General features: G+C 62.6%; 22 protein-coding genes and 2 pseudogenes. 19 read left to right on the top strand and 5 right to left on the bottom strand.

All coding sequences use genetic code 11. The features are described 5' to 3' along the window. Nucleotides 1–1,101: 1,101 nt before the first annotated feature. The 3 genes from P2T68_RS21855 to P2T68_RS21845 all read left to right on the top strand — a co-directional run bounded on the left by P2T68_RS21855 (nt 1,102) and on the right by P2T68_RS21845 (nt 5,063). Nucleotides 1,102–1,542: a cytochrome c gene (locus P2T68_RS21855; RefSeq protein ID WP_024075002.1), complete on the top strand. Its 441-nt coding sequence runs from the start codon at nt 1,102–1,104 to the stop codon at nt 1,540–1,542. Between the two features lie 3 nt (nt 1,543–1,545). Further along, nucleotides 1,546–2,967: a cbb3-type cytochrome c oxidase subunit I gene (locus P2T68_RS21850; protein ID WP_024075003.1), complete on the top strand. Its 1,422-nt coding sequence runs from the start codon at nt 1,546–1,548 to the stop codon at nt 2,965–2,967. 254 nt (nt 2,968–3,221) lie between these two features. Next, nucleotides 3,222–5,063, top strand: a complete 1,842-nt coding sequence (locus P2T68_RS21845) for a VWA domain-containing protein (protein ID WP_277378267.1) — start codon at nt 3,222–3,224, stop codon at nt 5,061–5,063. Here P2T68_RS21845 and P2T68_RS21840 read toward each other — a convergent pair. From P2T68_RS21840 to P2T68_RS21830, 3 genes are read right to left on the bottom strand one after another with little or no spacing between them, the layout of a single operon-like run. Next, entirely contained in the window at nt 5,057–5,248 is a 192-nt protein-coding gene (locus tag P2T68_RS21840; RefSeq protein WP_150054808.1) for a protein DnrP, read from the bottom strand. The genes P2T68_RS21845 and P2T68_RS21840 overlap by 7 nt on opposite strands. Next, entirely contained in the window at nt 5,245–5,928 is a 684-nt protein-coding gene (locus P2T68_RS21835) for a Crp/Fnr family transcriptional regulator (protein ID WP_041160915.1), read from the bottom strand. The genes P2T68_RS21840 and P2T68_RS21835 overlap by 4 nt, the downstream gene beginning before the upstream one ends. A 29-nt stretch (nt 5,929–5,957) precedes the next feature. Then, nucleotides 5,958–6,161: a hypothetical protein gene (locus tag P2T68_RS21830; protein WP_024075007.1), complete on the bottom strand. Its 204-nt coding sequence runs from the start codon at nt 6,159–6,161 to the stop codon at nt 5,958–5,960. Nucleotides 6,162–6,281: 120 nt separating this feature from the next. Here P2T68_RS21830 and P2T68_RS21825 point away from each other — a divergent pair, with 120 nt between their 5' ends. Next, entirely contained in the window at nt 6,282–7,472 is a 1,191-nt protein-coding gene (locus tag P2T68_RS21825; protein ID WP_277378266.1) for an NnrS family protein, read from the top strand. A 9-nt stretch (nt 7,473–7,481) separates the two neighbouring features. Next, complete coding sequence (locus P2T68_RS21820; RefSeq protein ID WP_277378265.1) at nt 7,482–7,913, top strand: hypothetical protein; 432 nt, start codon at nt 7,482–7,484, stop codon at nt 7,911–7,913. Here the strand turns inward: P2T68_RS21820 and P2T68_RS21815 are convergent. Next, nucleotides 7,914–8,384, bottom strand: a pseudogene (locus P2T68_RS21815) (hemerythrin domain-containing protein); the annotation flags it as partial. Between the two features lie 180 nt (nt 8,385–8,564). On the opposite strand from P2T68_RS21815, the pseudogene P2T68_RS21810 reads away from it, so the two are divergent. The 13 genes and pseudogenes from P2T68_RS21810 to P2T68_RS21750 all read left to right on the top strand — a co-directional run. Beyond that, nucleotides 8,565–9,521, top strand: a pseudogene (locus P2T68_RS21810) (sigma 54-interacting transcriptional regulator); the annotation flags it as partial. 640 nt (nt 9,522–10,161) lie between these two features. Next, nucleotides 10,162–10,809 (top strand): pyridoxamine 5'-phosphate oxidase, encoded by a 648-nt coding sequence (gene pdxH / locus P2T68_RS21805; RefSeq protein WP_024075013.1) that lies wholly within the window; start codon nt 10,162–10,164, stop codon nt 10,807–10,809. A gap of 85 nt (nt 10,810–10,894) precedes the next feature. Then, nucleotides 10,895–11,449, top strand: coding sequence for a molybdenum cofactor biosynthesis protein B (moaB, locus tag P2T68_RS21800; protein ID WP_069076594.1), 555 nt, complete (start codon nt 10,895–10,897; stop codon nt 11,447–11,449). Further along, nucleotides 11,446–12,678 (top strand): gephyrin-like molybdotransferase Glp, encoded by a 1,233-nt coding sequence (gene glp, locus P2T68_RS21795; protein WP_277378264.1) that lies wholly within the window; start codon nt 11,446–11,448, stop codon nt 12,676–12,678. The genes moaB and glp overlap by 4 nt, the downstream gene beginning before the upstream one ends. 9 nt (nt 12,679–12,687) lie before the next feature. Next, complete coding sequence (locus tag P2T68_RS21790) at nt 12,688–13,683, top strand: peptidase U32 family protein (protein WP_069076596.1); 996 nt, start codon at nt 12,688–12,690, stop codon at nt 13,681–13,683. A 10-nt stretch (nt 13,684–13,693) separates the two neighbouring features. Further along, nucleotides 13,694–14,584, top strand: a complete 891-nt coding sequence (locus P2T68_RS21785; protein ID WP_150293713.1) for a U32 family peptidase — start codon at nt 13,694–13,696, stop codon at nt 14,582–14,584. After that, complete coding sequence (locus P2T68_RS21780; protein WP_024075018.1) at nt 14,578–15,045, top strand: SCP2 sterol-binding domain-containing protein; 468 nt, start codon at nt 14,578–14,580, stop codon at nt 15,043–15,045. Before P2T68_RS21785 ends, P2T68_RS21780 begins: the two co-directional genes overlap by 7 nt. Nucleotides 15,046–16,042: 997 nt before the next feature. After that, on the top strand, nt 16,043–18,172 hold the full coding sequence (locus tag P2T68_RS21775) for a NosR/NirI family protein (RefSeq protein ID WP_168233665.1): 2,130 nt from the start codon (nt 16,043–16,045) through the stop codon (nt 18,170–18,172). Nucleotides 18,173–18,183: 11 nt separating this feature from the next. Next, complete coding sequence (nosZ, locus tag P2T68_RS21770) at nt 18,184–20,085, top strand: TAT-dependent nitrous-oxide reductase (RefSeq protein WP_024075020.1); 1,902 nt, start codon at nt 18,184–18,186, stop codon at nt 20,083–20,085. Between the two features lie 150 nt (nt 20,086–20,235). Next, a complete protein-coding gene (locus P2T68_RS21765; protein ID WP_277379768.1) occupies nt 20,236–21,507 on the top strand; it encodes a nitrous oxide reductase family maturation protein NosD in 1,272 nt (423 codons plus the stop codon). Next, a complete protein-coding gene (locus P2T68_RS21760) occupies nt 21,507–22,430 on the top strand; it encodes an ABC transporter ATP-binding protein (protein WP_150293719.1) in 924 nt (307 codons plus the stop codon). Before P2T68_RS21765 ends, P2T68_RS21760 begins: the two co-directional genes overlap by 1 nt. Then, nucleotides 22,427–23,257 carry an ABC transporter permease subunit gene (locus P2T68_RS21755; protein ID WP_024075023.1) on the top strand — a complete coding sequence of 277 codons (831 nt, stop codon included), beginning with the start codon at nt 22,427–22,429 and terminating at the stop codon, nt 23,255–23,257. Before P2T68_RS21760 ends, P2T68_RS21755 begins: the two co-directional genes overlap by 4 nt. Before the next feature lie 29 nt (nt 23,258–23,286). After that, entirely contained in the window at nt 23,287–23,802 is a 516-nt protein-coding gene (locus P2T68_RS21750; protein WP_277378262.1) for a nitrous oxide reductase accessory protein NosL, read from the top strand. Between the two features lies 1 nt (nt 23,803). Here P2T68_RS21750 and P2T68_RS21745 read toward each other — a convergent pair whose 3' ends face one another. Further along, nucleotides 23,804–24,484 (bottom strand): Crp/Fnr family transcriptional regulator, encoded by a 681-nt coding sequence (locus P2T68_RS21745; RefSeq protein ID WP_024075025.1) that lies wholly within the window; start codon nt 24,482–24,484, stop codon nt 23,804–23,806. Nucleotides 24,485–25,836: 1,352 nt separating this feature from the next. On the opposite strand from P2T68_RS21745, the gene P2T68_RS21740 reads away from it, so the two are divergent. Beyond that, nucleotides 25,837–26,961, top strand: coding sequence for an IS481 family transposase (locus P2T68_RS21740; RefSeq protein ID WP_024073683.1), 1,125 nt, complete (start codon nt 25,837–25,839; stop codon nt 26,959–26,961). The last annotated feature ends 9 nt before the right edge of the window (nt 26,962–26,970 follow it).

The raw sequence follows: 26,970 nt of genomic DNA, 5'->3' as shown, positions 1-26,970 counted from the left end.
CCAAAAGGTCTGTGCCCCACCACTCGGCACCTCGCCTAGGCTCGGTGTGCCCGAACGCAGGCTTTGGAGCGTGGGCCGCCGTCATGGGCCATCCCTGGCCCAGGACGGCTAACCCGGCGTCCTGCCGGGTTACCCACGCTCCAAAGCCTGCGTTCGGCCAGCGTGGTTTAACGGGGCGCCGAAGATCAAAAGCCAAAGCGCGGCGGCCTTCGAGCCGACCGGATTTGTAGCTGGTGTACTCGGTTGGGAATGTGGGAGGGGGCTTGCCCCCGATGAGGGAGTGTCAGTCACTTATTTGTTGACTGACCCGGCGCTATCGGGGGCAAGCCCTAATGCCGTTCAGTTAAGCGTACATCGCCTTTTGTAGGAGCGAGCTTGCTCGCGAAAAACGTCAACGATAACGCGTGTCTCCTGAATGAACGCGGCGCCTGTGAGTTTTTCGCGAGCAAGCTCGCTCCTACAAAAAAGCCTTAACTGAACGGCATTAGGGCAAGCCCCCTCCCACATTTGGATCTCCACAGGTCAGAGATCTCCATAGGTCAGGTAGACCTCATTCTGCTTTTGCTCTGGCTTTGCTCTGGCTTTTGATCTTGATCTTAGGCGCCCCGTTAAACCACGCTGGCCGAACGCAGGCTTGAATCCGTGGGTAACCCGGCAGGACGCCGGGTTAGCCGTCCTGGGCCAGGGATGGCCCATGACGGCGGCCCACGGATTCAAGCCGGAGTGAGGGCACACCGAGCCTAGGCGAGGTGCCGAGTGGTGGGGCAAGAGCCTTTTTGGTTACTTTTGGGGCTCTTTTCTCTTTTCCAAAAGTGACCCGCCGTAAGGGCGGAACCGCCAGCCGCCGTTACCACAGAAACGGATATGTACACGGCCCCCCAGCCGCCGTTACCACAGAAACGGATATGTACACGGCCCCCCCAGCCGCCATTACCGCAGAAACGGATATGTACACGCCCCCCCCAGCCGCCACGACCACAGCAACAACTATCCCCCAAACCCTATACCCGACCAAAACCATCAACATTTCTTGATCGCCATCAAGCGGTTTTCCCCCCACGCCTCCCTATCATCCCCTGGCCAAGCAATGAGGAAGCGACCATGTCAGAGACCTTCACCAAGGGCATGGCCAGGAATATCTACTTCGGAGGAAGCGTGTTCTTCTTCCTGATTTTCCTGGCCCTGACCTACCACACCGAACAAACCTTTCCCTCCCGCAGCAATCAGGACCTGCTCACCGATTCCGTCGTACGTGGCAAGAGCGTCTGGGAGCGCAACAACTGCGTCGGCTGCCACACCCTGTTGGGCGAGGGCGCTTATTTCGCGCCGGAGCTGGGCAATGTGTTCAAGCGCCGGGGCGGGGAGGAGGGGTTCAAGCCGTTCCTGCATGCCTGGATGAAGATGCAACCCCTGGGTGTACCGGGGCGGCGGGCCATGCCGCAATTCAATCTCAGTGACCAGGAGGTGGACGATATGGCCGAGTTCCTCAAATGGAGCTCGAAGATCAATACCAATAACTGGCCACCGAACAAGGAGGGCTGAGCCATGCGCAGTGCCAATCCATACCTGAAATTCCAATCCCAGGCCGTGGCCAAACCGTACTTTGTGTTCGCCCTGATCCTGTTTCTCGGCCAGGTGCTGTTCGGTTTGATCATGGGCCTGCAATACGTGGTCGGTGACTTTCTGTTCCCTTTGATCCCCTTCAACGTGGCGCGGATGGTCCACACCAACCTGCTGATCGTCTGGCTGCTGTTCGGCTTTATGGGCGCGGCGTATTACCTGGTGCCCGAGGAGGCTGACCGTGAGCTGCACAGCCCGAAACTGGCGATCGTGCTGTTCTGGGTGTTTGCCGCCGCCGGGGTGTTGACCATTCTCGGCTACCTGCTGGTGCCGTACGCGGCGTTGGCCAAGCTCACCCATAACGAGCTGTTGCCGACCATGGGCCGTGAGTTCCTGGAGCAACCGACCATTACCAAGATGGGCATCGTCGTGGTGTGCCTGGGCTTCCTGTACAACATCGGCATGACCCTGCTCAAGGGGCGCAAGACCACCGTCAGCATGGTGATGATGACCGGGCTGATCGGCCTGGCGGTGTTCTTCCTGTTCTCGTTCTACAACCCCGGCAACCTGGCGCGAGACAAGTTCTACTGGTGGTGGGTGGTGCATCTTTGGGTCGAAGGCGTGTGGGAGCTGATCATGGGCTCGATGCTGGCTTTCGTGCTGATCAAGGTCACCGGCGTCGACCGCGAAGTGGTGGAGAAATGGCTGTATGTGATCATCGCCATGGCCCTGATCACCGGGATTATCGGTACCGGTCACCACTTCTTCTGGATCGGTGCGCCCGAGGTGTGGTTGTGGGTCGGTTCGATCTTCTCGGCCCTGGAGCCGCTGCCGTTCCTGGCGATGGTGATGTTCGCCTTCACCATGGTCAAGCAGCGTCGGCGCCAGCATCCCAACCGCGCGGCCACGTTGTGGGCCAAGGGCACCACGGTCACGGCGTTCTTCGGCGCGGGGGTATGGGGTTTCCTGCACACCCTGGCACCGGTCAACTTCTACACCCACGGCACTCAACTCACCGCGGCCCACGGGCACCTGGCGTTCTTCGGGGCCTACGCGATGATCGTGATGACGCTGATCAGCTACGCCATGCCACGCCTGCGGGGTATCGGTGAAGCGCCGGACGCACGTTCGCAGACGCTTGAGATCTGGGGGTTCTGGCTGATGGTGTTGTCCATGGTGATGATCACGCTGTTCCTCACCGCCGCCGGGGCCGTGCAGGTCTGGTTGCAACGCTGGCAGGTGGACGGAGTGGCCTTGCCGTTCATGGCCACGGTGGAGCACTTGCAGGGGCTGTTCTGGGCGCGGTTGGTCAGTGGGGTGGGCTTCCTGATCGGGTTGCTTTGCTACCTGTTCAGTTTCCGGCAACGCGCCCGCATGGCGGGCGCACCGGTGCCGATCGTCTACTGAAGGTAACGCGGTCCAGATGTGGGAGGGGGCATTGCCCTAACGCCAGTCAGTCAAGGCTTTTTTGTAGGAGCGAGCTTGCTCGCGAAAAACTCACAGGCGCCGCGTTGATTCAGGAAACACGCGTTATCGTTGAGGTTCTTCGCGAGCAAGCTCGCTCCTACAAAAAGCCTGACTGACTGGCATTGAGGCAATGCCCTCTCCCTCATTTGGATCGCGGTGTGCCCGTCCCATCCCCACTAGTTGGAGCCAACCCCATGGCCTTTACCCTTGAGCTGGAAGAGTGGGTCGGCAGTGCCTGGCATCGCTTTATCACCCGCCGCGCCAGTGCCGATTTCCCGGCGGCACGGGTCGAGCTGGTCGACCGCCAGCGGAGCCTGGCGATGCTGTTTCGCGCCCTGGGCGGGGCCAGCGGGATCGCCCTGGAAGCCGCCAGCGAGCGTGACTTGCTGCTGCGCCGCAACCTGCTGATGCGCATCGCCGGTACCTGCAAGCAGGCGCCACTGGCCTCCTGCGATGGCAACCGCCTGCGCCTGCCGTCGAGCCTGGCGGTGTATCCCACGGTTGCGCTGAACCTGGAGTTGTACCGCTGGCTGGCCTTGCTGGCCGCGCATGCAGGGCCGATGACCCACTGGGCCCGTGACAACCAACGCTGGACCTGGCTGGTGCTGCAACGCTACCCGGCGATGCTGGCCAGCTATCAGCGCCTGGTGGAGGCCCATCTGGTATTGCGCCCCGACCCCGCCAGCCTCACGCCCGGCGAGGCCGCCCTGGAAAAAGCCCTGCGCAAGGCCCTGCGCGAACCCGGCAGCGTGCGCCAGTTACCGCGCAGTGAGCGCGCCGCCTGGCCGTTGCCCTTATGGCTGTACCCGCCGTTGCACCTGGACGCGCCCCAGACCGTGGGCCTGGATGACGAGGGCGACGACCTGGCCACCCCGGCCGGCGAGCAACAGGGCGCACCCAAACGCGCCAGCCGCGTGGATGACCACAGCCGCGACGGCGGCCTGCTGGTGGTGCGCCTGGAAAACCTGTTCAGTTGGAGCGAACACGTCGACCTCGATCGCTGGGCCGACGAGAGCGAGGACCCCGACGCCGCCCGTGTCGCCGAAGACTTGGATCAACTGAGCTTGTCGCGCCAGCGCGTGCGCAAAAGTGGCGGCCTCAAGTTGCACCTCGATTTGCCGCCGGCCGACGTGGATGACATCCCCCTCGGCGAAGGCATCAAGTTGCCCGAGTGGGACTACCGTCAGCAACGCTTGCAGGAGGGCTTCGTCAACCTGCAACTGATGCAGCCGCGTGCCGATGCGCCGCAACCCTTGCCCGCGCGGCTGCGTGGCCCGGCCCAGCGCTTGCGTCGCCAGTTCCAGCAGCTGCGTACCGAGCGCCAATGGCTGCGCCAGCAACCCCAGGGCGCGGAACTCGACCTGCAGGCTTGGGTGGACTTCCATGTGCAGCGCCAGCATGGCGACTGCGTCGAGCGGGGCTTGTACCAGGAGCAGCGGCGCACCCGACGCGACCTGGCGTGCCTGTTGCTGGCGGACCTGTCGATGTCCACCGATGCGCATTTGAACGACGAGCAAAAGGTCATCGACGTCATCCGCGACAGCCTGTTGCTGTTTGGCGAGAGCCTGGCCGGGCTGGGGGATGCGTTTGCGCTGTATGGTTTCTCGTCCCTGCGCCGCCAGCATGTGCGCCTGCACCCGCTCAAGACGTTCGCGCAAGCCTATGACGATCGTACCCGTGGCTGCATCCAGGCGCTCAAGCCGGGTTATTACACGCGCATGGGCGCCGCGATTCGCCAGGCCACCCAACTGTTGGGCGCTTGCAAGCAGCGGCGCAAGTTATTGTTGCTGCTCACCGATGGCAAACCCAATGACCTGGACCTGTATGAGGGGCGCTATGGCGTCGAAGACACGCGCCAGGCCGTGGTAGAGGCGCGGCGCCAGGGCCTGGTGCCGTTCTGCATCACGATCGACAAACAGGCCGGCGATTACTTGCCCTACATGTTCGGCGCCCATGGCTACACCCTGATCCGCCAGCCGCAACAACTGCCGTTGCGCCTGCCGCAGCTGTATCGGCAGTTGACTGAAGGTCAGTAGAAGGTGCGCGGCAACCAGAAGAACATTGCGATGCAAAACAGCGCCAGGCCCAGGCAGAACCACTGGAAACGCCGCAACCGGCGTGCTTGTACATGAGTGTTGGAAGCGGGCAGTGCCATGCCGCAGTGCGCGCACTCCTGGCGTGCGTCGGCATGGCGCTGCTGGCAGTACAGGCAGGTTTTCACTCGAACTGCTCCAGGCGCAGGCGATCGAGGATGGCGATCTGGCGACCGTCCTGGGTGATGATCTTTTCGTCGATCAGGCGGCGGATAATCCGCGAAAACGTCTCCGGCTGGATCGACAAATGCCCGGCGATCAATTGCTTGGCCATGGGCAATTCGAAGCGGCTGTCAGTGCTGTGCAAGTGCATCAGCTGGGTCAGCAGGTAACGCACCACGCGGTGGGTGGCGTTTTTCAGCGAGAGGGTTTCGATCTCGTTGACGCGCTGGTGCAGGCGCACGCACAACTTGCCGAGCAGGGCGAAGGTCAGGCGGCTGTTGCTCTGCAGCAGGCGCATGTAGGTGGCGTTGGACAAGCGATACAACTGGGTGGGGCACACGGCTTCGGCACAGGCCACATAGTTGGGGGTGTCCATCAGCATCATGGCTTCGGCGAAGGTCTGGCGCTCGCCGATGACTTCGAAGACCTTCTCCTGGCCGTCCGGGGTCAGGCGGTAGATCTTCACCGCGCCGGCAATCACAAAGTAAAACGCATCGGCCGGTTCGCCCTGGCGGAACAGCGGCTCACCCTTGTCGACACTGAGCAACTGGCTGCTGCCCATCAACACGTCGAGTTCTTCCTCGTTCAACGGCTCGAACAGGTGGTGGCTGCGCAGGATCTGGTGATGCACGCGATGCAGCACCATGCCCGGCTCCTTGAGCGTCAGCGGGGCGTTCACACCAGCACCAGCGAAAGGCTGCTGGCCGCCGCCAGCATGGAACCGAGGATCACAAACCAGGCGAGGGGGACATAGGCGTTTTTCATCATGGCTCCAAAGCACGCTAAAGGTGTTGTAGGAGCGAGCTTGCTCGCGAAAAACCCACAGACACCGCGTTTAATCAGGATGCCCGTGTCATCGTTAACGTTCTTCGCGAGCAAGCTCGCTCCTACAGTGAGCGCAAGCGTAAGCGTTGAGCTGCCGTTGCGACTTGATCTACGACAAGGGCAACGCACGCCCATCGGCGCAACATTGCCGCAGTCCTGAAGGGAGACCGTGTTATGCAAGTGCTCGATCGGCGCAAGTCTATGTCGATTACCCCGTTGTTCCGCTTGGCGTTCCGGCCATTTTTCCTCGGTGCCTGCGTGTTGGCGGTGCTGGCGATCCCTGTGTGGCTGCTGGCCCTCGGCGGCCAGTTCGGCAGTTGGCAACCGGCCGGTGGCTGGCTGGCCTGGCACCGGCATGAACTGTTGTTTGGCTTCGGCCTGGCGATCATCGCCGGGTTCCTGCTGACGGCAGTGCAGACCTGGACCGGTCGCCCGGGCATCAGTGGCAATGCCTTGGCGCTGCTCGCCGGGCTATGGCTGGCGGCCCGCCTGGGCTGGTTGTTCAACCTGCATTGGCCGCTGCTGGCGGTGCTGGAGCTGACGTTCCCCCTGGCAGTGGCGGCGGTGATGGGCTGGACCCTGTGGCAGGTCCGCCAGAAACGCAATTACCCGATTGTGCTGGTGCTGGCGCTGCTGACCGTGGCCGATGCGCTGTCGCTGTATGGCTTGTTGCGCAATGACCTGGGCCTGCAACGCCAGGCGGTGTTGACTGGGCTGTGGCTGGTGGCGGCGATGATGGGCCTGATCGGCGGGCGGGTGATTCCGTTCTTCACCCAGCGCGGCCTGGGCCGGGTCGAGGCGGTCAAGCCCTGGCCGTGGCTGGACCGCGTGTTGCTGGGCGGCTCGATGCTGGTCGCGGTGCTCTATGGGGCAGGGCCAGCGCTATCGGCCAACCTGTGGATCGGCCTGCTGTTCGCCGGCCTCGGGCTTGGGCACCTGCTGCGCCTGGTGCGCTGGCATGACCGGGGCCTGTGGCGCGTGCCGCTGCTCTGGTCGTTGCACCTGGCGTATGCCTGGCTCGCCGTGGCCTGCCTGGGCATGGCGCTGTGGCACTTCGGTGCGCCATTCAACCCCAGCCTGGCGGTGCATGCATTGACCATTGGCGCCATGGCCGGCTTGATCCTGGCCATGATCGCTCGCGTCAGCCTCGGCCACACCGGCCGCGCCTTGCAGCCGCCGGCCGGGATGACCCTGGCGTTTGTGCTGCTCAACCTGGCCTGCGTGAGCCGAGTGGCGCTGGTGCTGCTCTGGCCCCTGGCTGCGCTGTGGCTCGCCGGCCTGTGCTGGAGCGTCGGGCTCGGCCTGTATCTGTGGCGTTACGGGCCGATGCTGTGGCAAGCACGGGTCGATGGGCATCCAGGCTAGGAGAACGTCGTGCTCTATTCCACCTTGTTGATCGTGCATCTGTTGGCGGCGATTGCCTTTATCGGCACGCTGTTTTTCGAAGTCGTGATCTGGCACAGCGCCCGTGAGGAACTGGCCTGGTCGGCCCAGTTCACCTCCGATCATGCTATCGCGCGGCGCTCACGCCAGGTGCTGCATGGCGTGGTGGTGCTGCTGTACGGCGCTGGCGTCGGCCTGGCCTGGCACTACCGAGGGGTGTTGAGCGTGCCCTGGGGCAGCCATTTTGCCGCACTGCTGAGCCTGAAAATCGTGCTGGCCCTGAGCATCATCGGCCATTACCTGTGGCTGGCGTACCTGCTGAGCCATCAGCGCCTGAGCCCCAGGCGTGCGACGTGGATTCGTCGCAGCATCCTGGTGCATATGGTGGTGATCGTGATCCTGGCCAAGCTGATGCTGCGCTGATCAGGCCACGGGGCTCAGTGCCCGGGCAAACAACACCTCGTTCTCCAGGTGGATATGCTCGCGCAGGTCGTCATGAAAGGTCGTCAACTGGCTGTACAAACTGCGCCAGGTCCCACAGGCGCTCGGCGGTGCGGTGATGCGATCGGTGAGGCTCAACAGCTGTTCCAGCGCCTCGCCGTGCTGGTCATGCTCATGCCGCATCACCTGGATCGGCATGGCCGCCTGCGCGCCCATGCCCATCTGCAGCATCGGGAACAGCACCTGTTCCTCCTTGAGCATGTGGTTTTCCAGTTCCTGCTGGATATCGCGCAGCAGGTCCGCGAGGCCGTTGGGGCATTGCAGATGGTGGCCATGGACCTGTTCGACACGACTGGCCAGGCGAATCAGCTCCGGCAGTTGTTCACGATGCCGGGCGTGGTAGCGGGCCAGTAGATGGTCGATCAATTGATCCTGGGGTTGGGTGTTCCAGTCGCTCAGGCTCATCGGGTTTCCTCATTGGGATAGCGGTATGTGCCAGTGGTTGCAGGCGCCGTGCCAACTGAAAAACCATTGATAAATAAGGCTTTATTGTGAGGTGAGGTGATCATGACCACCCTATGCCAGGGTAATGCGAACCCCATCAGGGTCGATGCGACCCTGCCGCCCGACGCCATCCTTGGGCACAGTCAGGTGCTGCGGCAATTGCTCGATGAGTTGGCGGTACTGGCGCAGACCGAGTTGCCGGTGCTGTTGCTCGGTGAGACGGGCGTCGGCAAGGAGCTGTTTGCCCAGCGCCTGCATCACCAATCGCGGCGCTGCCACCGGCCGCTGGTGCAGGTCAACTGCGCGGCGCTGCCGGAGGCGTTGGCCGAGAGTGAGTTGTTCGGTCACGTCAAGGGCGCGTTCTCCGGCGCCAGCCACGACCGCGCCGGGCGTTTCGATGTCGCCAATGGCGGCACGCTGTTTCTCGACGAGGTGGGCGAGTTGCCCTTGAACATTCAGGCCAAGTTGCTGCGTACCCTGCAAAACGGCGAGATCCAGCGCCTGGGGGCCGACCGGCCTTTGCATGTGGATGTGCGGATCATCGCCGCCACCAACCGCCATCTGCCGGACCGCGTGCGCGACGGCCTGTTTCGCGCCGATCTGTATCACCGGCTTTCGGTGTATCCGGTGGCGATCCCACCGCTGCGCGAACGTGGCGATGACATTCTGTTGCTGGCCGAGCACTTCGTTGAGCTCAACCGTGCGCGCCTGGGGCTGCGCGGTTTGTGCCTGCCCCCGGCGGCGCGCCAGGCCCTGCTGGGCTATGCCTGGCCGGGCAATGTGCGTGAGTTGGAACATGTGATCAGCCGTGCGGCGTTAAAGCTGTTGTGTCGGGGCGGCAGTCGTCCGTTCATGAGCCTGGAGCCGCAGTGGCTGGGGCTGGGCGATGCCATGCCGGTGCTTGAATCGCCGGTGTTGGGCGGTGAGGTGTTCCAGCCGTTGGCGGTGGCGGTGGATGAGTGTCAGCGTCATAAGATTCGTCAGGCTCTGGAGCATTGCGGTGGTAATTGGGCGAGTGCGGCGCGTTTGTTGGGGGTGGATTCGAGTAATTTGCATAAGTTGGCGCGGCGGTTGGGGCTCAAGTAGTTTGGGGGTATGGGGGAGGGGCGGTGCCTGAGATCAAGAACCAGAGCCAGAGCAGACTGATATCTACCTCATGTATGGAGATCAAATGTGGGAGGGGCGGTGCGACGATTCGACTTGCCCCCGATGGCGGCCTCTGGGCCGACCAGGATGTTGGGTTGGAATGGGTACATATCCATTGCTGCGGTAACGGCCACTTAGGGTTCCGCTCTTACAGCGGGTCACTTTTGGAAAAGAGCCCCAAAAGTAACCAAAAGGGCTCTTGCCCCACCACTCGGCACCTCGCCTAGGCTCGGTGTGCCCGAACCCAGGCTTGAATCCGTGGGCCGCCGTCATGGGCCATCCCTGGCCCAGGACGGCTAACCCGGCGTCCTGCCGGGTTACCCACGGATTCAAGCCTGCGTTCGGCCAGCGTGGTTTAACGGGGCGTCTAAGATCAAGATCAAAAGCCAGAGCAAAGCCAGAGCAAAAGCAAAGTAAAGGAAAGGCAGAGCCAGAGTAACCGCAACAATACGATCAGTTGTAGAACCCCATGCCCAAGTAACCGCATGCGGCGTCATGCCACGGGTGAATGTTGATCGTGATCAAGGGATAAATGCGCGGTAGTTCTCACACTGTGGCGAACTTTCTGGAGGACTGCGCCATGCCTTTGTCTCTTGCGCAATTGCGCCGCAACTACACCCTTTATGGCTTGCGTGATGACTTGGCGCAGGACGATCCCTTGGTGCTGTTTGGCCAGTGGTTGGATCAGGCGCGTAAAACCGAAGTGCCTCCGGTCGAGGCCAATAGTATGGCGTTGGCCACCGTGGACAGTCAGGGCCATGCCCATTGCCGCATTCTGTTGCTCAAGGGTTTCAGCGCTGAGGGTTTTTTCTTTTTCGGCCATTACCAGAGTGCCAAGGGGGAGGAGTTGGCGAGTAATCCCCATGCGGCCATGACGTTTTTCTGGCCGGGGCTGGAGCGGCAGGTGCGTATCGAAGGCCCGGTGGTGCGGGCGGATGCGCAGCTGTCGGACGATTATTTTGACGCGCGTCCGGCCGCCAGTCAGTTGGGGGCCTGGGCTTCGCCGCAAAGCCAGCCCCTTAGCCATCGCAGCGAGCTGGAAAGCCGCTTGCGTGACGTCACCGAGCGTTTCGCCGGGCAGCAACCGCCGCGCCCTGAGCATTGGGGCGGCTACCGCCTGCAACCGCAGCGCATCGAGTTCTGGCAAGGCCGCCCTGACCGCCTGCACGACCGCCTCGATTACCGCTTGCACGCCGGGACGTGGCAGCGCACGCGCCTGGCCCCCTGAACGAGATACCTCCTTGGAGGAATAGGCCCTGCGCCCATTGCGGCGCAGGCTGACAGCCACTTTCTTTACGCCTGGAGCCTTGATCATGGCCCATTTGAAACAACGTCATTTCATCCCCCTGAACATCGCCGTGCTGACCATCAGCGACACCCGCACCCTCGACACCGACACCTCCGGGCAGACCCTGGTGGACCGCCTGCAAGGTGCCGGGCATGTGCTGGTCGACCGTGGCCTGGTGATCGACGATATCTATCAGATTCGTGCGCAGGTCTCCCTGTGGATCGCCGACCCTGATGTGCAAGTGGTGCTGATGACCGGCGGCACCGGCTTCACCGCCCGTGACAACACGCCCCAAGCGGTGCTGCCGCTGCTGGACAAACACGTGGAGGGCTTCGGCGAGTTGTTCCGCCAGGTGTCCCTGGTCGAAATCGGCACCTCCACCTTGCAATCCCGTGCGTTGGCCGGCATCAGCAACGGCGTGCTGGTGTGCTGCATGCCGGGTTCGCCGGGCGCGTGCCGTACCGCCTGGGATCAGATCCTCGCGGGCCAGTTGGACAGCCGTACCGGCCCGTGCAACTTCGTGCCGCACCTCAAGCCCCAGCCCGAGCAGATCCTGCAAGCCTGCGAGTCGCGTTCGTGAGCGTCTCGGTGTGCGACAGCGGCCACCTGATGCCGGTGGACGAGGCTATCGCCACGCTGCTGGCCCAGGCACCGCCGCCGCCGGGCACTCAGGTAATCGACCTGGAGCACGCCCTGGGGCGGGTGGTCGCCGAGGAACTGTTCTCGCCCCTGGACCTGCCGGGGTTCGACAACAGCGCCATGGATGGCTACGCCGTGCGCGCCGAGGACGTACCGGCAGAGGGGGGCTACCTGATGCTCGCCGGGCGCATTGCCGCTGGCCAGCACAGCACGGCGAAGGTGCTGGCCGGGCAGGCGGTGCGCATCTTTACCGGTGCGCCGGTACCGGCCGGTGCCGACACGGTGGTGCCCCAGGAACGCTGCCGCCTTTACGGCCAGCGTATCTGGTGCCCACCGGTGCGCCTGGGTGAGCATGTGCGCAAGCAGGGCGAAGAGTTGCGACGCGGCCAGACCCTGGTCGCCGTGGGCAAGCGCCTGCGTGCCCAGGACATCGGCTTGCTCGCATCGGCCGGCATCCCGCGCCTGAAAGTCTACCGCCCGCTGCGGGTGTGCCTGCTCAGTAGCGGCAATGAACTGCGCGAGCCGGGTGAGGCACTGGTGCCTGGGCAGATCTACAACAGCAACCGATATGCCCTGGCCGCGCTGCTGCGCGGCTGGGGCGTGGACGTGCTCGACTACGGCGTGATGGCCGACGAACTGGCCGCCAGCCGCGATGCACTGGCCCTGGCGTCCTCCGAATGCGACGTGCTGTTGACGTCAGCCGGTGTATCGGTAGGGGAGGAGGACCACCTCAAGCAGGCCATCGAAGAACTCGGCCGCGTGGACTTCTGGCGCCTGGCGATCCAGCCCGGCAAGCCCCTGGCGTTTGGCGAGGTGGCGGGCAAGCCATGGCTGGGTTTGCCCGGCAACCCGTCGGCGGCGTTGATCACCGCGTTGGTGGTGGTGCGTCCGTTCCTGTTGCGCGCCCAAGGTGTGGCGCGGGTGCTGCCGGTACCGATCCAGGTGCCGGCCGATTTTGAATGGCTCCAGCCCAACAAGCGCCGCCAATACCTGCGCGCGCGCCTGAGCCCCGGCGAGGATGGGCAATTGCGCGCGGTGCTGCACCCCCAGCAAAGCTCGGCGATGCTCACCGCCGCCTGTTGGGCCGATGGCCTGGTGATCATCGAGCGCGAGCATCAGGTGCCCAGGGATGCACCGGTGCCATTTCTGTCTTTCGCTGAATTTTTGTGAGGAACCCCCATGCAACTGGTCTGCCCCGCAGGCAACCTGCCTGCGCTCAAAGCCGCGGTGCGCCAAGGCGCCGATGCGGTGTATGTCGGTTTTCGCGATGACACCAATGCCCGGCACTTCGCCGGGCTGAACATGGACGACAAACAATTCGACGGTGCCGTCGCCTTTATTCGCCAGCACCAGCGCAAGCTGTACGTGGCGGTCAATACGTACCCACAACCGAAGATCTGGGCGCGTTGGCAGCGCGCTGTCGACCGCGCGGCAGACCACGGCGTGGATGCGCTGATCGCCGCCGACCCCGGGGTACTCGACTACGCCAGCCGGCACCATCCGCAGATGGCCTTGCACCTGTCGGTACAGGGCTCGGCCACCCATGCGGCGGCGCTGAAATTCTATGCCGAACGCTACGGCATTCGTCGCGCGGTGTTGCCCCGCGTGCTGTCCCTGGCCCAGGTCAAGCAAGTGGCGGCGAGCAGCCCGGTGCCGATCGAAGTGTTCGGTTTCGGCAGCCTGTGCATCATGGCCGAGGGGCGTTGCCACCTGTCGTCCTACATCACCGGCGAGTCGCCCAACCTCTGCGGCGTGTGTTCGCCGGCCAAGGCCGTGCGCTGGAGCGAGGACGCCGACGGCTTGAGCGCGCGCCTGAGCGAAGTGCTGATCGACCGCTACACCCGGGACGAACCCGCCGGCTACCCGACCCTGTGCAAGGGCCGCTTCCTGGTGGGCGGCAAGCGCTTCCATGCCCTCGAAGAACCCACCAGCCTCGACACCCTAGACCTGGTACCGGAGCTCACCGCCATCGGCGTCGAAGCGGTCAAGATCGAAGGCCGGCAACGCAGCCCGGCCTATGTGGAACAAGTCACCCGGGTCTGGCGCGCCGCGCTGGACGCCCACCGCAATGCGCCTGCCAGTTTTGTGGTCAAGGACCAGTGGCGCCAGGTGCTGGCCGGGTTATCCGAAGGCAGCCAGACCACGCTCGGCGCCTACCATCGTGCGTGGCAGTGAGGAGACACAGATGAAACTCAGCCTGGGACCGGTGCTGTTTTATTGGGATAAGGAACACCTGGGGCGCTTCTATTCAGACATGGCCGGCTTGCCCCTGGACGTGATTTACCTGGGCGAAACCGTGTGCGCCAAACGCCGCGCGTTCACCCTGGATCATTGGTTGGGCCTGGGCCGGGAACTGCAAACGTACAGCTCGGCGCAGATCGTATTATCGAGCCTGACCTTGATCGAAGCCGCCTCCGAACTGTCGAGCCTGCGCCGCCTGTGCGACAACGGCGAACTGTTGGTGGAAGCCAACGACATGGGGGCGGTGCAGATGTTGATCGAGCGCAAATTGCCCTTTGTCGGCGGCCCGGCGCTCAACCTCTACAACGGCCACGCCCTGGTGCAACTGCTCGATGCGGGCATGCAACGCTGGGTGCCGCCGGTGGAATGCTCCCAGGGCTTGATCGCCGATGTGCTGGAGCAGGTACGCGAATTGGGCCGGCCGTTGCCCGAAGTGGAAATCTTCGCCTACGGCCACTTGCCCCTGGCGTATTCGGCGCGCTGCTTCACCGCCCGTGCCGAAAACCGGCCCAAGGATGACTGCCAATTCTGCTGCATCAACTACCCCGACGGCATGGCGCTGACCAGCCAGGAAGGGCAGGCGCTGTTCACCTTGAACGGTATCCAGACCATGTCGGCCGACGTGACCAACCTGCTGGCCGATTACCCCGGCCTGGTGACCAGTGGTGCCGATCTGTTGCGCCTGAGCCCGCGAGCCGAGGGCATGGTCGAGGTGGTGCGAGCCTTCGACCAGGTGCGCCAGGGCGCTACGCCGCCGCTGTATGTCGATGGTTGCAACGGCTACTGGCACGGCCAGGCGGGAATGTTGCGGGTTGAGGAGGTGGGGCTGTGCTGAGTCGTAAACAATGGCTGCTCAAAGGCGCCGACCAATTGTTTCCATTGATCCGTCGCGTACCGTTTGGCGTGCAGCGCCTGGTCTTGCAGCAAGCCCTTAACCGCTGCCTGGCCGAGCCTTTGCGCGACGGTGGGTTTGACCTGCTGCGCGGACGCTGGATGTGTCTGCGTATTCCTGACCTGGGGTTGTGCTGGTACCTGACCTTGGGGCGCGATGGATTGCGTATTGCGCAAAAGGCCGAGGCGCAGGTGAGCATCAGCGGTAACTGGCGCGAGTTCTTGTTGCTCGCCAGCCGGCAGGAAGATCCGGATACGTTGTTTTTTCGGCGCAGGTTGGTGATTGAGGGGGATACGGAGTTGGGGTTGGGGTTGAAGAATTTGATCGACAGCCTGGATCCGGATGTGTTGCCGCCTTGGTTGTGGCGGAATCTTGAGCGGGCGGGGCGGGGGGTTGTGGTTTGAGGGGGGTGGGGTTTGGGGACATATCCGTTGCTGCGGTAACGGCCACTGGCGGTTCCGCCCTTACGGCGGGTCACTTTTGGAAAAGAGCCCCAAAAGTAACCAAAAGGGCTCCTGCCCCACCACTCGGCACCTCGCTTAGGCTCGGTGTGCCCTCACTCCGGCTTTGGAGCGTGGGCCGCCGTCATGGGCCATCCCTGGCCCAGGACGGCTAACCCGGCGTCCTGCCGGGTTACCCACGCTCCAAAGCCTGCGTTCGGCCAGCGTGGTTTAACGGGGCGCCGAAGATCAAAAGCCAAAGCGCGGCGGCCTTAGAGCCGACCGGTGTTGTGGCTGGTGTACTCGGTTGGAAATGTGGGAGGGGGCTTGCCCCCGATGAGGGAGTGTCAGTCACTTATTTGTTAACTGACCCAGCGCCATCGGGGGCAAGCCCCCTCCCACATTTGGATCTCCACAGGTCAGATATCTCCATAAGTCAGGTAGACCTCATTCTGCTTTTGCTCTGCTTTTGCTCTGCTTTTGCTCTGGCTTTTGATCTTAGGCGCCCCGTTAAACCACGCTGGCCGAACGCAGGCTTGAATCCGTGGGTAACCCGGCAGGACGCCGGGTTAGCCGTCCTGGGCCAGGGATGGCCCATGACGGCGGCCCACGGATTCAAGCCTGCGTTCGGGCACACCGAGCCTAAGCGAGGTGCCGAGTGGTGGGGCAAGAGCCCTTTTGGTTACTTTTGGGGCTCTTTTCCAAAAGTGACCCGCTGTAAGAGCGGAACCGCCAGTGGCCCATTCCCGCAGCAACGGATATGTACCCCAACCCGCCAGTGGCCATTCCCGCAGCAACGGATATGTACCCCAACCCGCCAGTGGCCGTTACCGCAGAAACGGATATGTACACGGAACCCCCAATCACCCCCCTCTGACCAACTTGATTTCAATCAAGGGCTACCCGCCATCACCGCACCTACCATCGGTCCCATCTTCAGCGTCGTCAACAAAGGGATCCCATGGCCCGCTCCTCGCACCTGACACTCCACTGGCTGGTCATGTCGGTGCTGCTCATCCTCTTCACCAGCGCCCACGCCCAACCCTACGGCGCGATCGAACAGCAACGCATCGACAAAACCTTCCCCCAGCACGACGCCGTCTCCGCCCCCGAAGGCAAGTTCAACGTCCGCACCATCACCCAAGCCAACACCCCCATCGGCTACGTATTCCAGAGCCTGGACGTGATGGCGATCCCCGCCTACTCAGGCAAACCCATCAATACCCAGGTGATCCTCGACACCGCCGGCATCATCCGTGACGCCTACGTACTGGAACACCACGAACCCATCCTGTTGATCGGCATCCCCGAGGTCAAACTCCACGACTTCACCGGCCACTATGCCGGCGTCGACGTGCGCCAACGCGTCGTGGTGGGGCGCTCCAGTGACCCCAAGGCCGTGACGGTGGATGCGATTGCCGGCGCCACGGTCACCGCGATGGTGGTCAACGAAGTGGTCATGCGCGCGGCCCATGAAGTGGCGGTCTCGCTCAAGTTGATCGACGGCAAGGCCGCGACCCCACAGAAAGCCGCGCTGATCCGCACCGATCAATTTGCCCCCGCCACCTGGGAGCAGTTGACCGGCAATGGCGCGATTCGCCGCCTGCTCTTGACCCGTGGCCAGGTTGACGCCGCCTTCAAGGACACCGCCGCCGAAGCGGGGGAGGCTGGCGATGAGACTTTCATCGATCTCTATGTGGCCGACATCAACCCGCCGAGTATCGGCCGCAACCTGTTGGGGGATGCGCACTACGCCACGTTGATGCAGGCGCTCAAGCCGGGTGAACAGGCCATCGCCGTGCTGGGCCGTGGGCTGTTTTCGTTCAAGGGCTCGGGTTATGTGCGTGGCGGCATTTTCGATCGGGTGCAGTTGCGCCAGTTCGGCAATGTGATCAGCTTTCGCGACCTCGACCACCGGCGCATCGACGATGCCTACGCCGCGGGCATGCCGGACTTCACCGAGATGTCGGTGTTTATTGTGCGGGCACAGGCGGCGTTCGACCCCGGTTCGCCCTGGACCCTGGAGTTGCTGGTGCGGCGCCAGACCGGGCCGGTCAGTGGCACTTTCAGCAGCTTCGAATTGCCTTACCAGCTGCCGGAACAGTACCTGGAACGGCTACCGCCCACCGCCGAGGAACAAGCGGCGATCGATGAAGCCAACCGCCCGTTGTGGCTGAGCATCTGGTACCAGAAACAAACCCAGGTGCTGGTGCTCGGTATTGCGTTGGTGCTGCTCACAGTGATCCTGTTCCTGCAAGACAGCCTGGCGCGTCGCCCGCGTCTATTGCACTGGCTGCGTCGCGGCTACCTGGTATTTACCGTGGGGTTTATCGGTTGGTACGCGTTGGGGCAGCTGTCGGTGGTCAATGTGCTGACCTTCGTGCATGCACTGGCCCAGGACTTTCGCTGGGAACTGTTCCTCACCGACCCGCTGATCTTCATGCTCTGGGTGTTCACCGCCGCCAGTATCCTGCTGTGGGGACGCGGCGTGTTCTGTGGCTGGTTGTGCCCATTCGGCGCCTTGCAAGAACTGCTCAACGAAGCCGCCCGCCGCCTGAAGATCCGCCAGTTCGAATTGCCCTTCGCGGTGCATGAGCGGCTATGGGCGATCAAGTACCTGATCCTGCTGGTGCTGTTCGGCCTGTCGCTGGAGTCCATGGCCACCGCCGAACGTTTTGCCGAAGTGGAGCCGTTCAAGACCGCCATCACCCTCAAGTTCGACCGCCAGTGGTGGTTCGTGCTCTACGCCGTGGCATTGCTGGTGATCAACCTGTTCACGCGCAAAGTCTACTGCCGTTACCTGTGCCCCCTCGGCGCCGCCCTGGCGATCCCGAGCAAATTCCGCCTGTTCGACTGGCTCAAGCGCCGCCAGGAATGCGGCAACCCCTGCCAGCTGTGCGCCAAGGAATGTGAGATCCAGGCCATCCACCCGGACGGCCATATCAACGCCAATGAATGCCACTACTGCCTCGACTGCCAGATGACCTGGCACAACGAAAACAAGTGCCCGCCGCTGATCAACAAGCGCAAGAAGCGCAACAAGGCGGCCCCCGTACAGATTCCCGTAGTGCAGATAAATCCCAACCCTTGAAGGAGCGACCCATGAACGATACAGACGACAACCATGACGGCCTGACCCGGCGCAGTTTCCTCGGTACGGGGGCGGTGACCGGGGCAGTATTGGCCGGGGCTTCGGCCCTTGGCAGCGCGGTGTTCACGCGTGAATCCTTTGCCGCGGCGGCCAAGGATGCCAAGTCGAAAATCCATGTGGAGCCCGGTCAGTTGGACGACTACTACGGCTTCTGGAGTGGCGGCCACCAGGGCGAAGTGCGGGTGTTGGGCATTCCATCGATGCGCGAGCTGATGCGTATCCCGGTGTTCAATATCGACTCGGCCACCGGTTGGGGCCTGACCAACGAGAGCAAGCGCATCCTGGGGGAGGGCGCCAGGTACGCCAACGGCGATTGCCACCACCCGCACCTGTCCACCACCGACGGCAAGTACGACGGCAAGTACCTGTTCATCAACGACAAGGCCAACACCCGGGTGGCGCGTATCCGCCTGGACATCATGAAGTGCGACAAGATCCTCACCGTACCGAATGCCCAGGCCATCCACGGCCTGCGCCTGCAAAAAGTGCCCTACACCAAGTACGTGTTCTGCAACGCCGAGTTCATCATTCCGCACCCCAATGACGGCAAGAATTTCGACCTGAAAGACCGCAACGCCTTCACCATGTTCAACGCCATCGACGCCGAGAAAATGGAAATGGCCTTCCAGGTGATCGTCGACGGCAACCTCGATAATGCCGATATGGACTACACCGGCAAGTACGCAGCCGCCACCTGCTACAACTCGGAAAAGGCCACCGACCTCGCCGGCATGATGCGCAACGAGCGCGACTGGGTGGTGGTGTTCAACATTCCGCGCATCGAAGCGGCGATCAAGGCCGGCAAGTTCATCAGTGTGGACGGCGCCAAGGTGCCGGTGGTGGACGGGCGCAAATCCGAGGACGGCAAGGACAGCGAGTTCACCCGTTACATCCCGGTGCCAAAGAACCCCCACGGCTGCAACACCTCGCCGGATGGCAAGTACTTCATCGCCAACGGCAAGCTATCGCCCACCTGCACCATCATTGCCATCGACAAGCTCGACGACCTGTTCAGCGGCAAGATCGCCGACCCGCGCGGCGTGGTGGTCGGTGAGCCGGAACTGGGCCTGGGCCCGCTGCACACCACCTACGATGGGCGCGGCTTTGCCTACACCACGCTGTTTATCGACAGCCAGGTGGTCAAGTGGAACATCGCCGAAGCCATCCGCGCCTACGGCGGCGAGAAGGTCAACTACATCAAGCAGAAGCTCGATGTGCAGTACCAGCCGGGCCACAACCATGCGTCGCTGACCGAAACCCGCGACGCCGACGGCCAGTGGCTGGTGGTGCTGAGCAAGTTCTCCAAGGACCGCTTCCTGCCCACCGGCCCGTTGCACCCGGAGAACGACCAGTTGATCGACATCTCCGGCGACGAGATGAAACTGGTCCACGATGGCCCGGCCTTTGCCGAACCCCATGACTGCGTGATGGCGCGCCGCGACCAGATCAAGACCAGGACCATCTGGGACCGCAACGATCCATTCTTCGCCGAAACCGTGGCCATCGCCGCCAAGGACGGGATCAAGCTGGAAACCGATAACAAGGTGATTCGCGACGGCAACAAGGTGCGCGTGTACATGACCTCGATGGCCCCGGCCTACGGCCTGGGGGAATTCACCGTTAAGCAGGGCAATGAAGTCACCGTGACCATCACCAATATCGACATGATCGAGGACGTGACCCATGGCTTTGTCATGGTCAACCACGGCGTGAGCATGGAGATCAGCCCACAGCAGACTTCCTCCATCACCTTCATCGCCGATAAGCCGGGGCTGCATTGGTACTACTGCAGTTGGTTCTGCCATGCCCTGCATATGGAGATGGTGGGGCGGATGAAGGTCGAGCACGCCTGACCAAGGCACACCGCAGGACAAAGGTGGGAGGTGGGCTTGCTCCGATGGGGGTGTATCCGTTGATGCATCCGTGGCTGATTCACCGCCATCGGGAGCAAGTCGAATCGTCGCACCGCCCCTCCCACATTGGACTGCATTCAGTTTAAGGACATCACTGTGGCTCGATCACTCATCACCTTGATAGGGCTCGCACTGCTCTCGTTCGGGGTGAACGCTGCCGTACGTCCCATCACCGACTTGCCCCTGCAAGCCGACGGCCCCGACCGCTGGCGCCTGCCTGCCGGCGAATACCGGGGCGCGTTCCGCATCGACCAACCGCTGCAATTGACCTGCGCGCCCGGCGCCGTGTTCCAGGCTGAAGGGCAGGGCAACGGCCTGCTCATCGGCGCGCCGGATGTCAGCGTCGAGGGCTGCACCTTCCTCGACTGGGGCCGTGACCTCACCGCCATGAACGCCGGCATCTTCATCCAGGCCGACGCCCAACGCGCCAAGGTGCGCGGCAACCGCCTGCAGGGCCCGGGCTTTGGCATCTGGGTCGACGGCACCGCGGACGTCAGCCTGCTCGACAACCGCATCCAGGGTGACCCCTCGATCCGCTCCCAGGACCGTGGCAACGGCATCCACCTGTATGCCGTGCACGGCGCTCGGGTCATTGATAACCAGGTGCGCGAGACCCGCGATGGCATCTACATCGACACCTCCAACGGCAACCTGCTGCAAGGCAACACCTTGCAAGACCTGCGCTACGGCATCCACTACATGTTCTCCAACGACAACCGGGTACTGGGCAACACCACCCGCCGCACACGCACCGGCTATGCCTTGATGCAAAGCCGCCAACTGACGGTGACCGGCAACCGCTCCGAACAGGACCAGAACTACGGCATCCTGATGAACTACATCACTTATTCCACCTTGCAGGACAACGTCGTTACCGATGTGCGCGACGGCTCCACCGGCGACACCATGATTGCCGGCGGCGAAGGCAAGGCGCTGTTTATCTATAACTCGCTGTTCAACCGCATCGAAGGCAACCGCTTCGCGCGCAGCGCAGTGGGCATTCACCTCACCGCCGGCTCAGAAGACAACCGCATTGCCGGCAACGCGTTTGTCGACAACCAGCGTCAGGTCAAGTACGTCGCCAGCCGCTTGCAGGAATGGTCGGCGGACGGGCGGGGCAACTACTGGAGCGACTACCTGGGCTGGGACCGCAACGGCGATGGCCTGGGTGACGTGGCCTACGAGCCCAACGACAACGTCGACCGCCTGCTGTGGCTCTACCCCCAGGTGCGCCTGTTGCTCAACAGCCCCGGCATCGAGTTGCTGCGTTGGGTGCAACGCGCGTTCCCGGTGATGAAGTCGCCGGGGGTGATGGACAGCCACCCCCTGATGCAAGCCCCCTCACATAAGGAACCTGTCTGATGAACGTGGTCGAGATCGACGGCGTCAGCCAACGCTATGGACGTGCCACGGTGCTGCACGGCCTGAACCTGAACCTGGCCCCCGGCGAAGTGCTGGGGCTGTTCGGGCATAACGGCGCGGGCAAGACCACTGCGATGAAACTGGTCCTCGGCCTGCTGCGCGCCAGTGCCGGCCAGGTGCGGGTGTTCGGCCGTGCACCGAGTGATCCCCACGTGCGCCGCTGGCTCGGTTACCTGCCGGAAAACGTCACGTTCTACCCGCAGCTCAGTGGCGTGGAGACCCTGCGCCACTTTGCCCGGCTCAAGGGCGCGCCGATGCATCAGGTCGACAGCCTGCTGGAGGACGTCGGCCTGACAGCGGCCGCCACGCGACGGGTCAAGACCTATTCCAAAGGCATGCGCCAGCGCCTGGGGTTGGCCCAGGCCCTGCTCGGCGAGCCGCGCCTGTTGCTGCTCGACGAGCCTACCGTGGGTCTCGATCCGTTCGCGACCCAAGACCTGTATCGCCTGCTCGACCGCCTGCGCGCCGCGGGGACCAGCATCATTCTGTGTTCCCACGTGCTGCCGGGGGTCGAAGCGCATATCAACCGCGCCGCGATCCTCACCCAGGGCCGCCTGCTGGCGCTGGGCAGCCTGGCACAACTGCGTGCCGAGGCCGGCTTGCCGACGTTGATCCGCGGCAGCGGTTTGCAGCGTGTCGAGGTGCTGCAACAACGCTGGAGCGCCGCCGGCCATGTGACCCGGCCCTGGGGCGACGAAGGGCTGCAAGTGGCGGCGTGCAACGGCAGCAAGGTGGAACTGCTGCGCCAGTTGCTGGCCGAGGACAGCCCCAGCGATGTGGAAATCCTCGCGCCTTCCCTCGAAGACCTTTACCGCCATTACATGAACAGCCACCAGATCACGGCACAGGAGGCGGCGTTATGAGCCCGGTCTGGAACATGGCGCGCAAAGAGTTCTGCGACGGCCTGCGCAACCGTTGGCTGTTGGCGATCAGCCTGTTGTTCGCGGTGCTGGCCATCGGTATTGCGTGGCTGGGGGCCGCCGCCGCCGGGCAACTGGGCTTCACCTCGATTGCCGCGACCATCGCGAGCCTGGCCAGCCTGGCGACCTTCTTGATGCCGCTGATTGCGTTGTTGCTGGCTTATGACGCCATCGTCGGCGAGGACGAAAGCGGCACCTTGTTGCTGTTGCTCACCTATCCCCTGGGACGCGGGCAAATCCTGCTGGGCAAGTTTGTCGGCCACGGCCTGATCCTGGCATTGGCCACGGTGCTCGGGTTTGGCTGCGCGATGCTTGCCATCGCGCTGCTGGTGGATGACGTCGAACTCGGCGTGCTGCTCTGGGCGTTTGGCCGTTTCATGCTGACCTCGACGTTATTGGGCTGGGTGTTTCTCGGCCTGGCCTATGCCCTGAGCAGCCGTTGCGCGGAAAAATCCACGGCTGCCGGCCTGGCCCTGGGCGTGTGGTTTTTCTTTGTGCTGGTGTTCGACCTGGCGCTGCTGGCCCTGCTGGTGGTCGGCAAGGGCCAGTTCAACCCGCAGGGGTTGCCCTGGCTGTTGCTGCTCAACCCTACCGACGTGTATCGGCTGATCAACCTGTCCGGCTTCGGCACGGGCACACAGTCCATCGGGGTCATGGCCCTGGGCACGGACCTCGACGTACCGCCGCAGGCCCTGTGGGCGTGTTTGTTGGCCTGGGTGGCCGGGCCGTTGGCGCTGGCCTATGGGATGTTTCTGCGCCGCGGCGCTTGACGATTTTTTTGACGGCTGGAGTAAGTGATATGGGTTTCAAGACACGGGTACTGACGGCCTTGCTGGTCGGTTTGCTGCTGACGGCGTGCGATAAGGAACAGGCGTCGAGTTTCAGTGACGCGCCGGTGGCATTTCATCCCAACGATGAGTGCCACGTGTGCGGCATGGTTATCAACGAATTCCCCGGGCCCAAGGGGCAGGTGGTGGAGCAGGGCGCGGTGAAGAAATTCTGCTCCACCGCCGAAATGCTCGGCTGGTGGCTGCAACCGGAGAACCACCATGACGACGCCAAGCTGTATGTGCACGACATGGGCCGCAGCCCGTGGGACTCGCCCAATGATATGCACCTGATCGACGCCCGCAGCGCCTTTTACGTGATCGGCACCGGTCTCAAGGGGGCAATGGGCGTGGTGCTGGCCTCGTTTGCCGATGAGGCCAAGGCGCAGAAGGTCGCGACGGACACCGGCGGGCACGTGTTGCGCTTTGCCGAGATCGACCTGGCACTATTGCAACAGCCAGCGGGCATGGCCCACAGCGGCCATTGAGTCAGCCGGCCTGGTAGCTCATCAGTTGCTCTTCACACACGATCCGAATGGTACGCCGCTGCACCTCGATCATCCCGCCTTCCACCAGCCGGTGCAGGATCCTTGAAAAGGTCTCCGGCTGGATACCCAGCTTCGACGCCACCAAGCGCTTAGGCACTTGCAAGACCACCTCGCCGCTGACGGCATCGCGCTCCTGGAACAGGAAATTGATCACCCGGCGACTGGCATTGGCCAGGGTCAGGGTGTCGATGTCCTTGAGGCGTTGGTGCAGGTGGATGCTCATGCTCGCCAGGATCGCCAGGCAGATTTTTGGCTGGTCCTCCAGGGCGCGGCGGTAATGCTGGCCTTCGATGCTGACCAGCACGCTGTCCTTGAGCGCGGTGGCGCTCACCGGATAGGCCTTGGCCTGGGTGAACAGCAGGGCTTCGGCAAAGGTCTGGCCGGGCTGGATGACTTCCACCAGGTGTTCCTGGCCTTCACCCGTGACACGGTGCAGCTTGATTTGACCGCTGACCAGCAGGAAAAAACGGTCTGCGGCATCGCCCTGGTGCATGAGTGGCGTGTGGTTGGGCAGGCGCTTCAGGCTGGCCAGGGTACAGACGTCCTGGAAGGTTTTTTCCGGGAGCTGGCTGAACAGGTGATGGCGACGCAGGGTGAGGACAATGTGGGGATGGGTGAGCATGTTTGGGCCTCCGCAATGGGGTAGCGTAGGGGGCTTGGCGCGGGGTTGATATGCCTCTGTGGGGGTACCTCTTGCGGGGGTTGTGAGCCTATGTGGGCGTGTCAGTTGATGCATCTGTGGCTGACCCACTGTATCGGGGCAAGCCCCCTCCCACATTTGGATCTGCATCCATCAGGTAAATTTCGGTTTGGTTTTGTTCTGGCTTTTGCGGTCCTGGAACCGACCGGAGTTGTGGCTGGTGTACTCGGTTAAGTGTGGGAGGGGGCTTGCCCCCGATGGCGGCCTTTGGGCCGACCATTTTTTTGGATTAGACCGGGTACATATCCGTTGCTGCGGTAACGGCCACCTATGGTTCCGCTCTTACAGCGGGTCACTTTTGGCAAACGCCCCAAAAGTAACCAAAAGGTCTGTGCCCCACCACTCGGCACCTCGCTTAGGCTCGGTGTGCCCTCACTCCGGCTTTGGAGCGTGGGCCGCCGTCATGGGCCATCCCTGGCCCAGGACGGCTAACCCGGCGTCCTGCCGGGTTACCCACGCTCCAAAGCCTGCGTTCGGCCAGCGTGGTTTAACGGGGCGCCGAAGATCAAAAGCCAAAGCGCGGCGGCCTTAGAGCCGACCGGAGTTGTGGCTGGTGTACTCGGTTGGGAATGTGGGAGGGGGCTTGCCCCCGATGAGGGAGTGTCAGCCACTTATTTGTTAGCTGACCCGGCGCTATCGGGGGCAAGCCCCCTCCCACATTTGGTTCTCCACAGGTCAGAGATCTCCATAGGTCAGGTAGACCTCGGCCTGGTTTTGCGCTGTCTTTTGCTGCCTTAGACCCGACCGGTGTTGTGCCTGGTGTACTCGGTAAAAAATGTGGGAGGGGGCTTGCCCCCGATGAGGGCGTGTCAGCCACTTATTTGTTAACTGACCCGGCGCTATCGGGGGCAAGCCCCCTCCCACATTTGGTTCTCCACAGGTCAGAGATCTCCATAGGTCAGGTAGACCTCATTCTGCTTTTGCTCTGGCTTTGCTCTGGCTTTGCTCTGGCTTTGCTCTGGCTTTGCTCTGGCTTTTGATCTTGATCTTAGGCGCCCCGTTAAACCACGCTGGCCGAACGCAGGCTTGAATCCGTGGGTAACCCGGCAGGACGCCGGGTTAGCCGTCCTGGGCCAGGGATGGCCCATGACGGCGGCCCACGGATTCAAGCCTTCGTTCGGGCATGCCGAGCCTAGGCGAGGCACCGAGTGGTGGGGCAAGAGCCCTTTTGGTTACTTTTGGGGCTCTTTTTGTATGGACCGGACACATGGTTGACGGGTGTGCGGGGACATGGTGGACACTTTTCGGCGAGCCAATTTCGCCGGAAAGCCATCATGCCCTGGGACACGAGAGATGCCATGAGCCTGAAAGAAGAGTTTGTTGCCTTAGCAGGGCAACCCGGCAGCAACAAACGAGAACTATGCCGACGGTTCGGTATCAGTCCGCAGACGGCTTACAAGTGGCTTAACCGCTACGCGACGCTCGGCCATTCAGGGCTGCAAGATAAATCCCGAAAACCGGCTACCAGCCCCAAGCTGACCACGCCGGCCCTGGAAGCGCAGGTCATAGCGCTCAGACAAGACCATCCAGCATGGGGTGGGCGCACGATCAGCAGCCTCTTGAAAAAGCAGATTGCTCCCAGCACCGTTACCAATGTCCTGCACCGGCACGGGCTGATTCAGCCGACTACGAAGGAGCAAGAGGCAAAGCTGAGGTTTGAACACGAGGCGCCCAACAATCTTTGGCAGATGGATTTCAAAGGGCATTTCCCGACGCAAGAAGGCAGATGCCATCCCCTGACTTTACTGGACGACCATTCACGTTTCAGTTTGGCTATTCAAGCTTGTGATAACGAGCGTGGAGCCACGGTGAAAGAAAGGTTGACCGAGGTATTCCAGCGCTTCGGATTACCGGCTCGCATCAACGTTGATAACGGACCGCCTTGGGGCTCTCCACGTAACCCTGGTGAAATCACAGAGCTGAGTATCTGGTTGATTCGTCTGGGTATTCGGATCAGTTTCAGCCGCCCTTACCACCCACAAACCAATGGAAAGATTGAGCGTTTCCATCGCTCACTCAAGGCCGAAGTACTTGAAGGGCGTCAGTTTTCCACGCTCAAGGAAGCTCAAGCAGCATTTGATCGGTGGCGTGATGTTTATAACCTGCAACGGCCCCATCAGGCACTGGACTACAAGGTGCCTATGGACCGGTATAGAGCCAGCCCATGGGCTTATCCGCAACAGTTACCAACCTTTGAGTACGGACCGGACGACGTATTAGCCAAGGCTTATCACAGCCGTTTTCGTTTTCAGAAACGCTACTTCAGCATCGCCAAAGGTTTGGCTGGGCATCACATCGCAATACGGCCCAACACTGAAGGTGATGGACTGTTTGACGTGTTTTTCTGCCATCACTTCCTACGAACGATCGACGTGAGCAAACCTGACTATGGTCCATAATGTGTCAAC

This window comes from Pseudomonas sp. G11 (assembly GCF_029457515.1).
Taxonomy (GTDB): Bacteria; Pseudomonadota; Gammaproteobacteria; order Pseudomonadales; family Pseudomonadaceae; genus Aquipseudomonas; species Aquipseudomonas gorinensis.
Note: the sequence above shows the minus strand (reverse complement) of the source record. Positions and strands in the feature narration are given on the sequence as shown.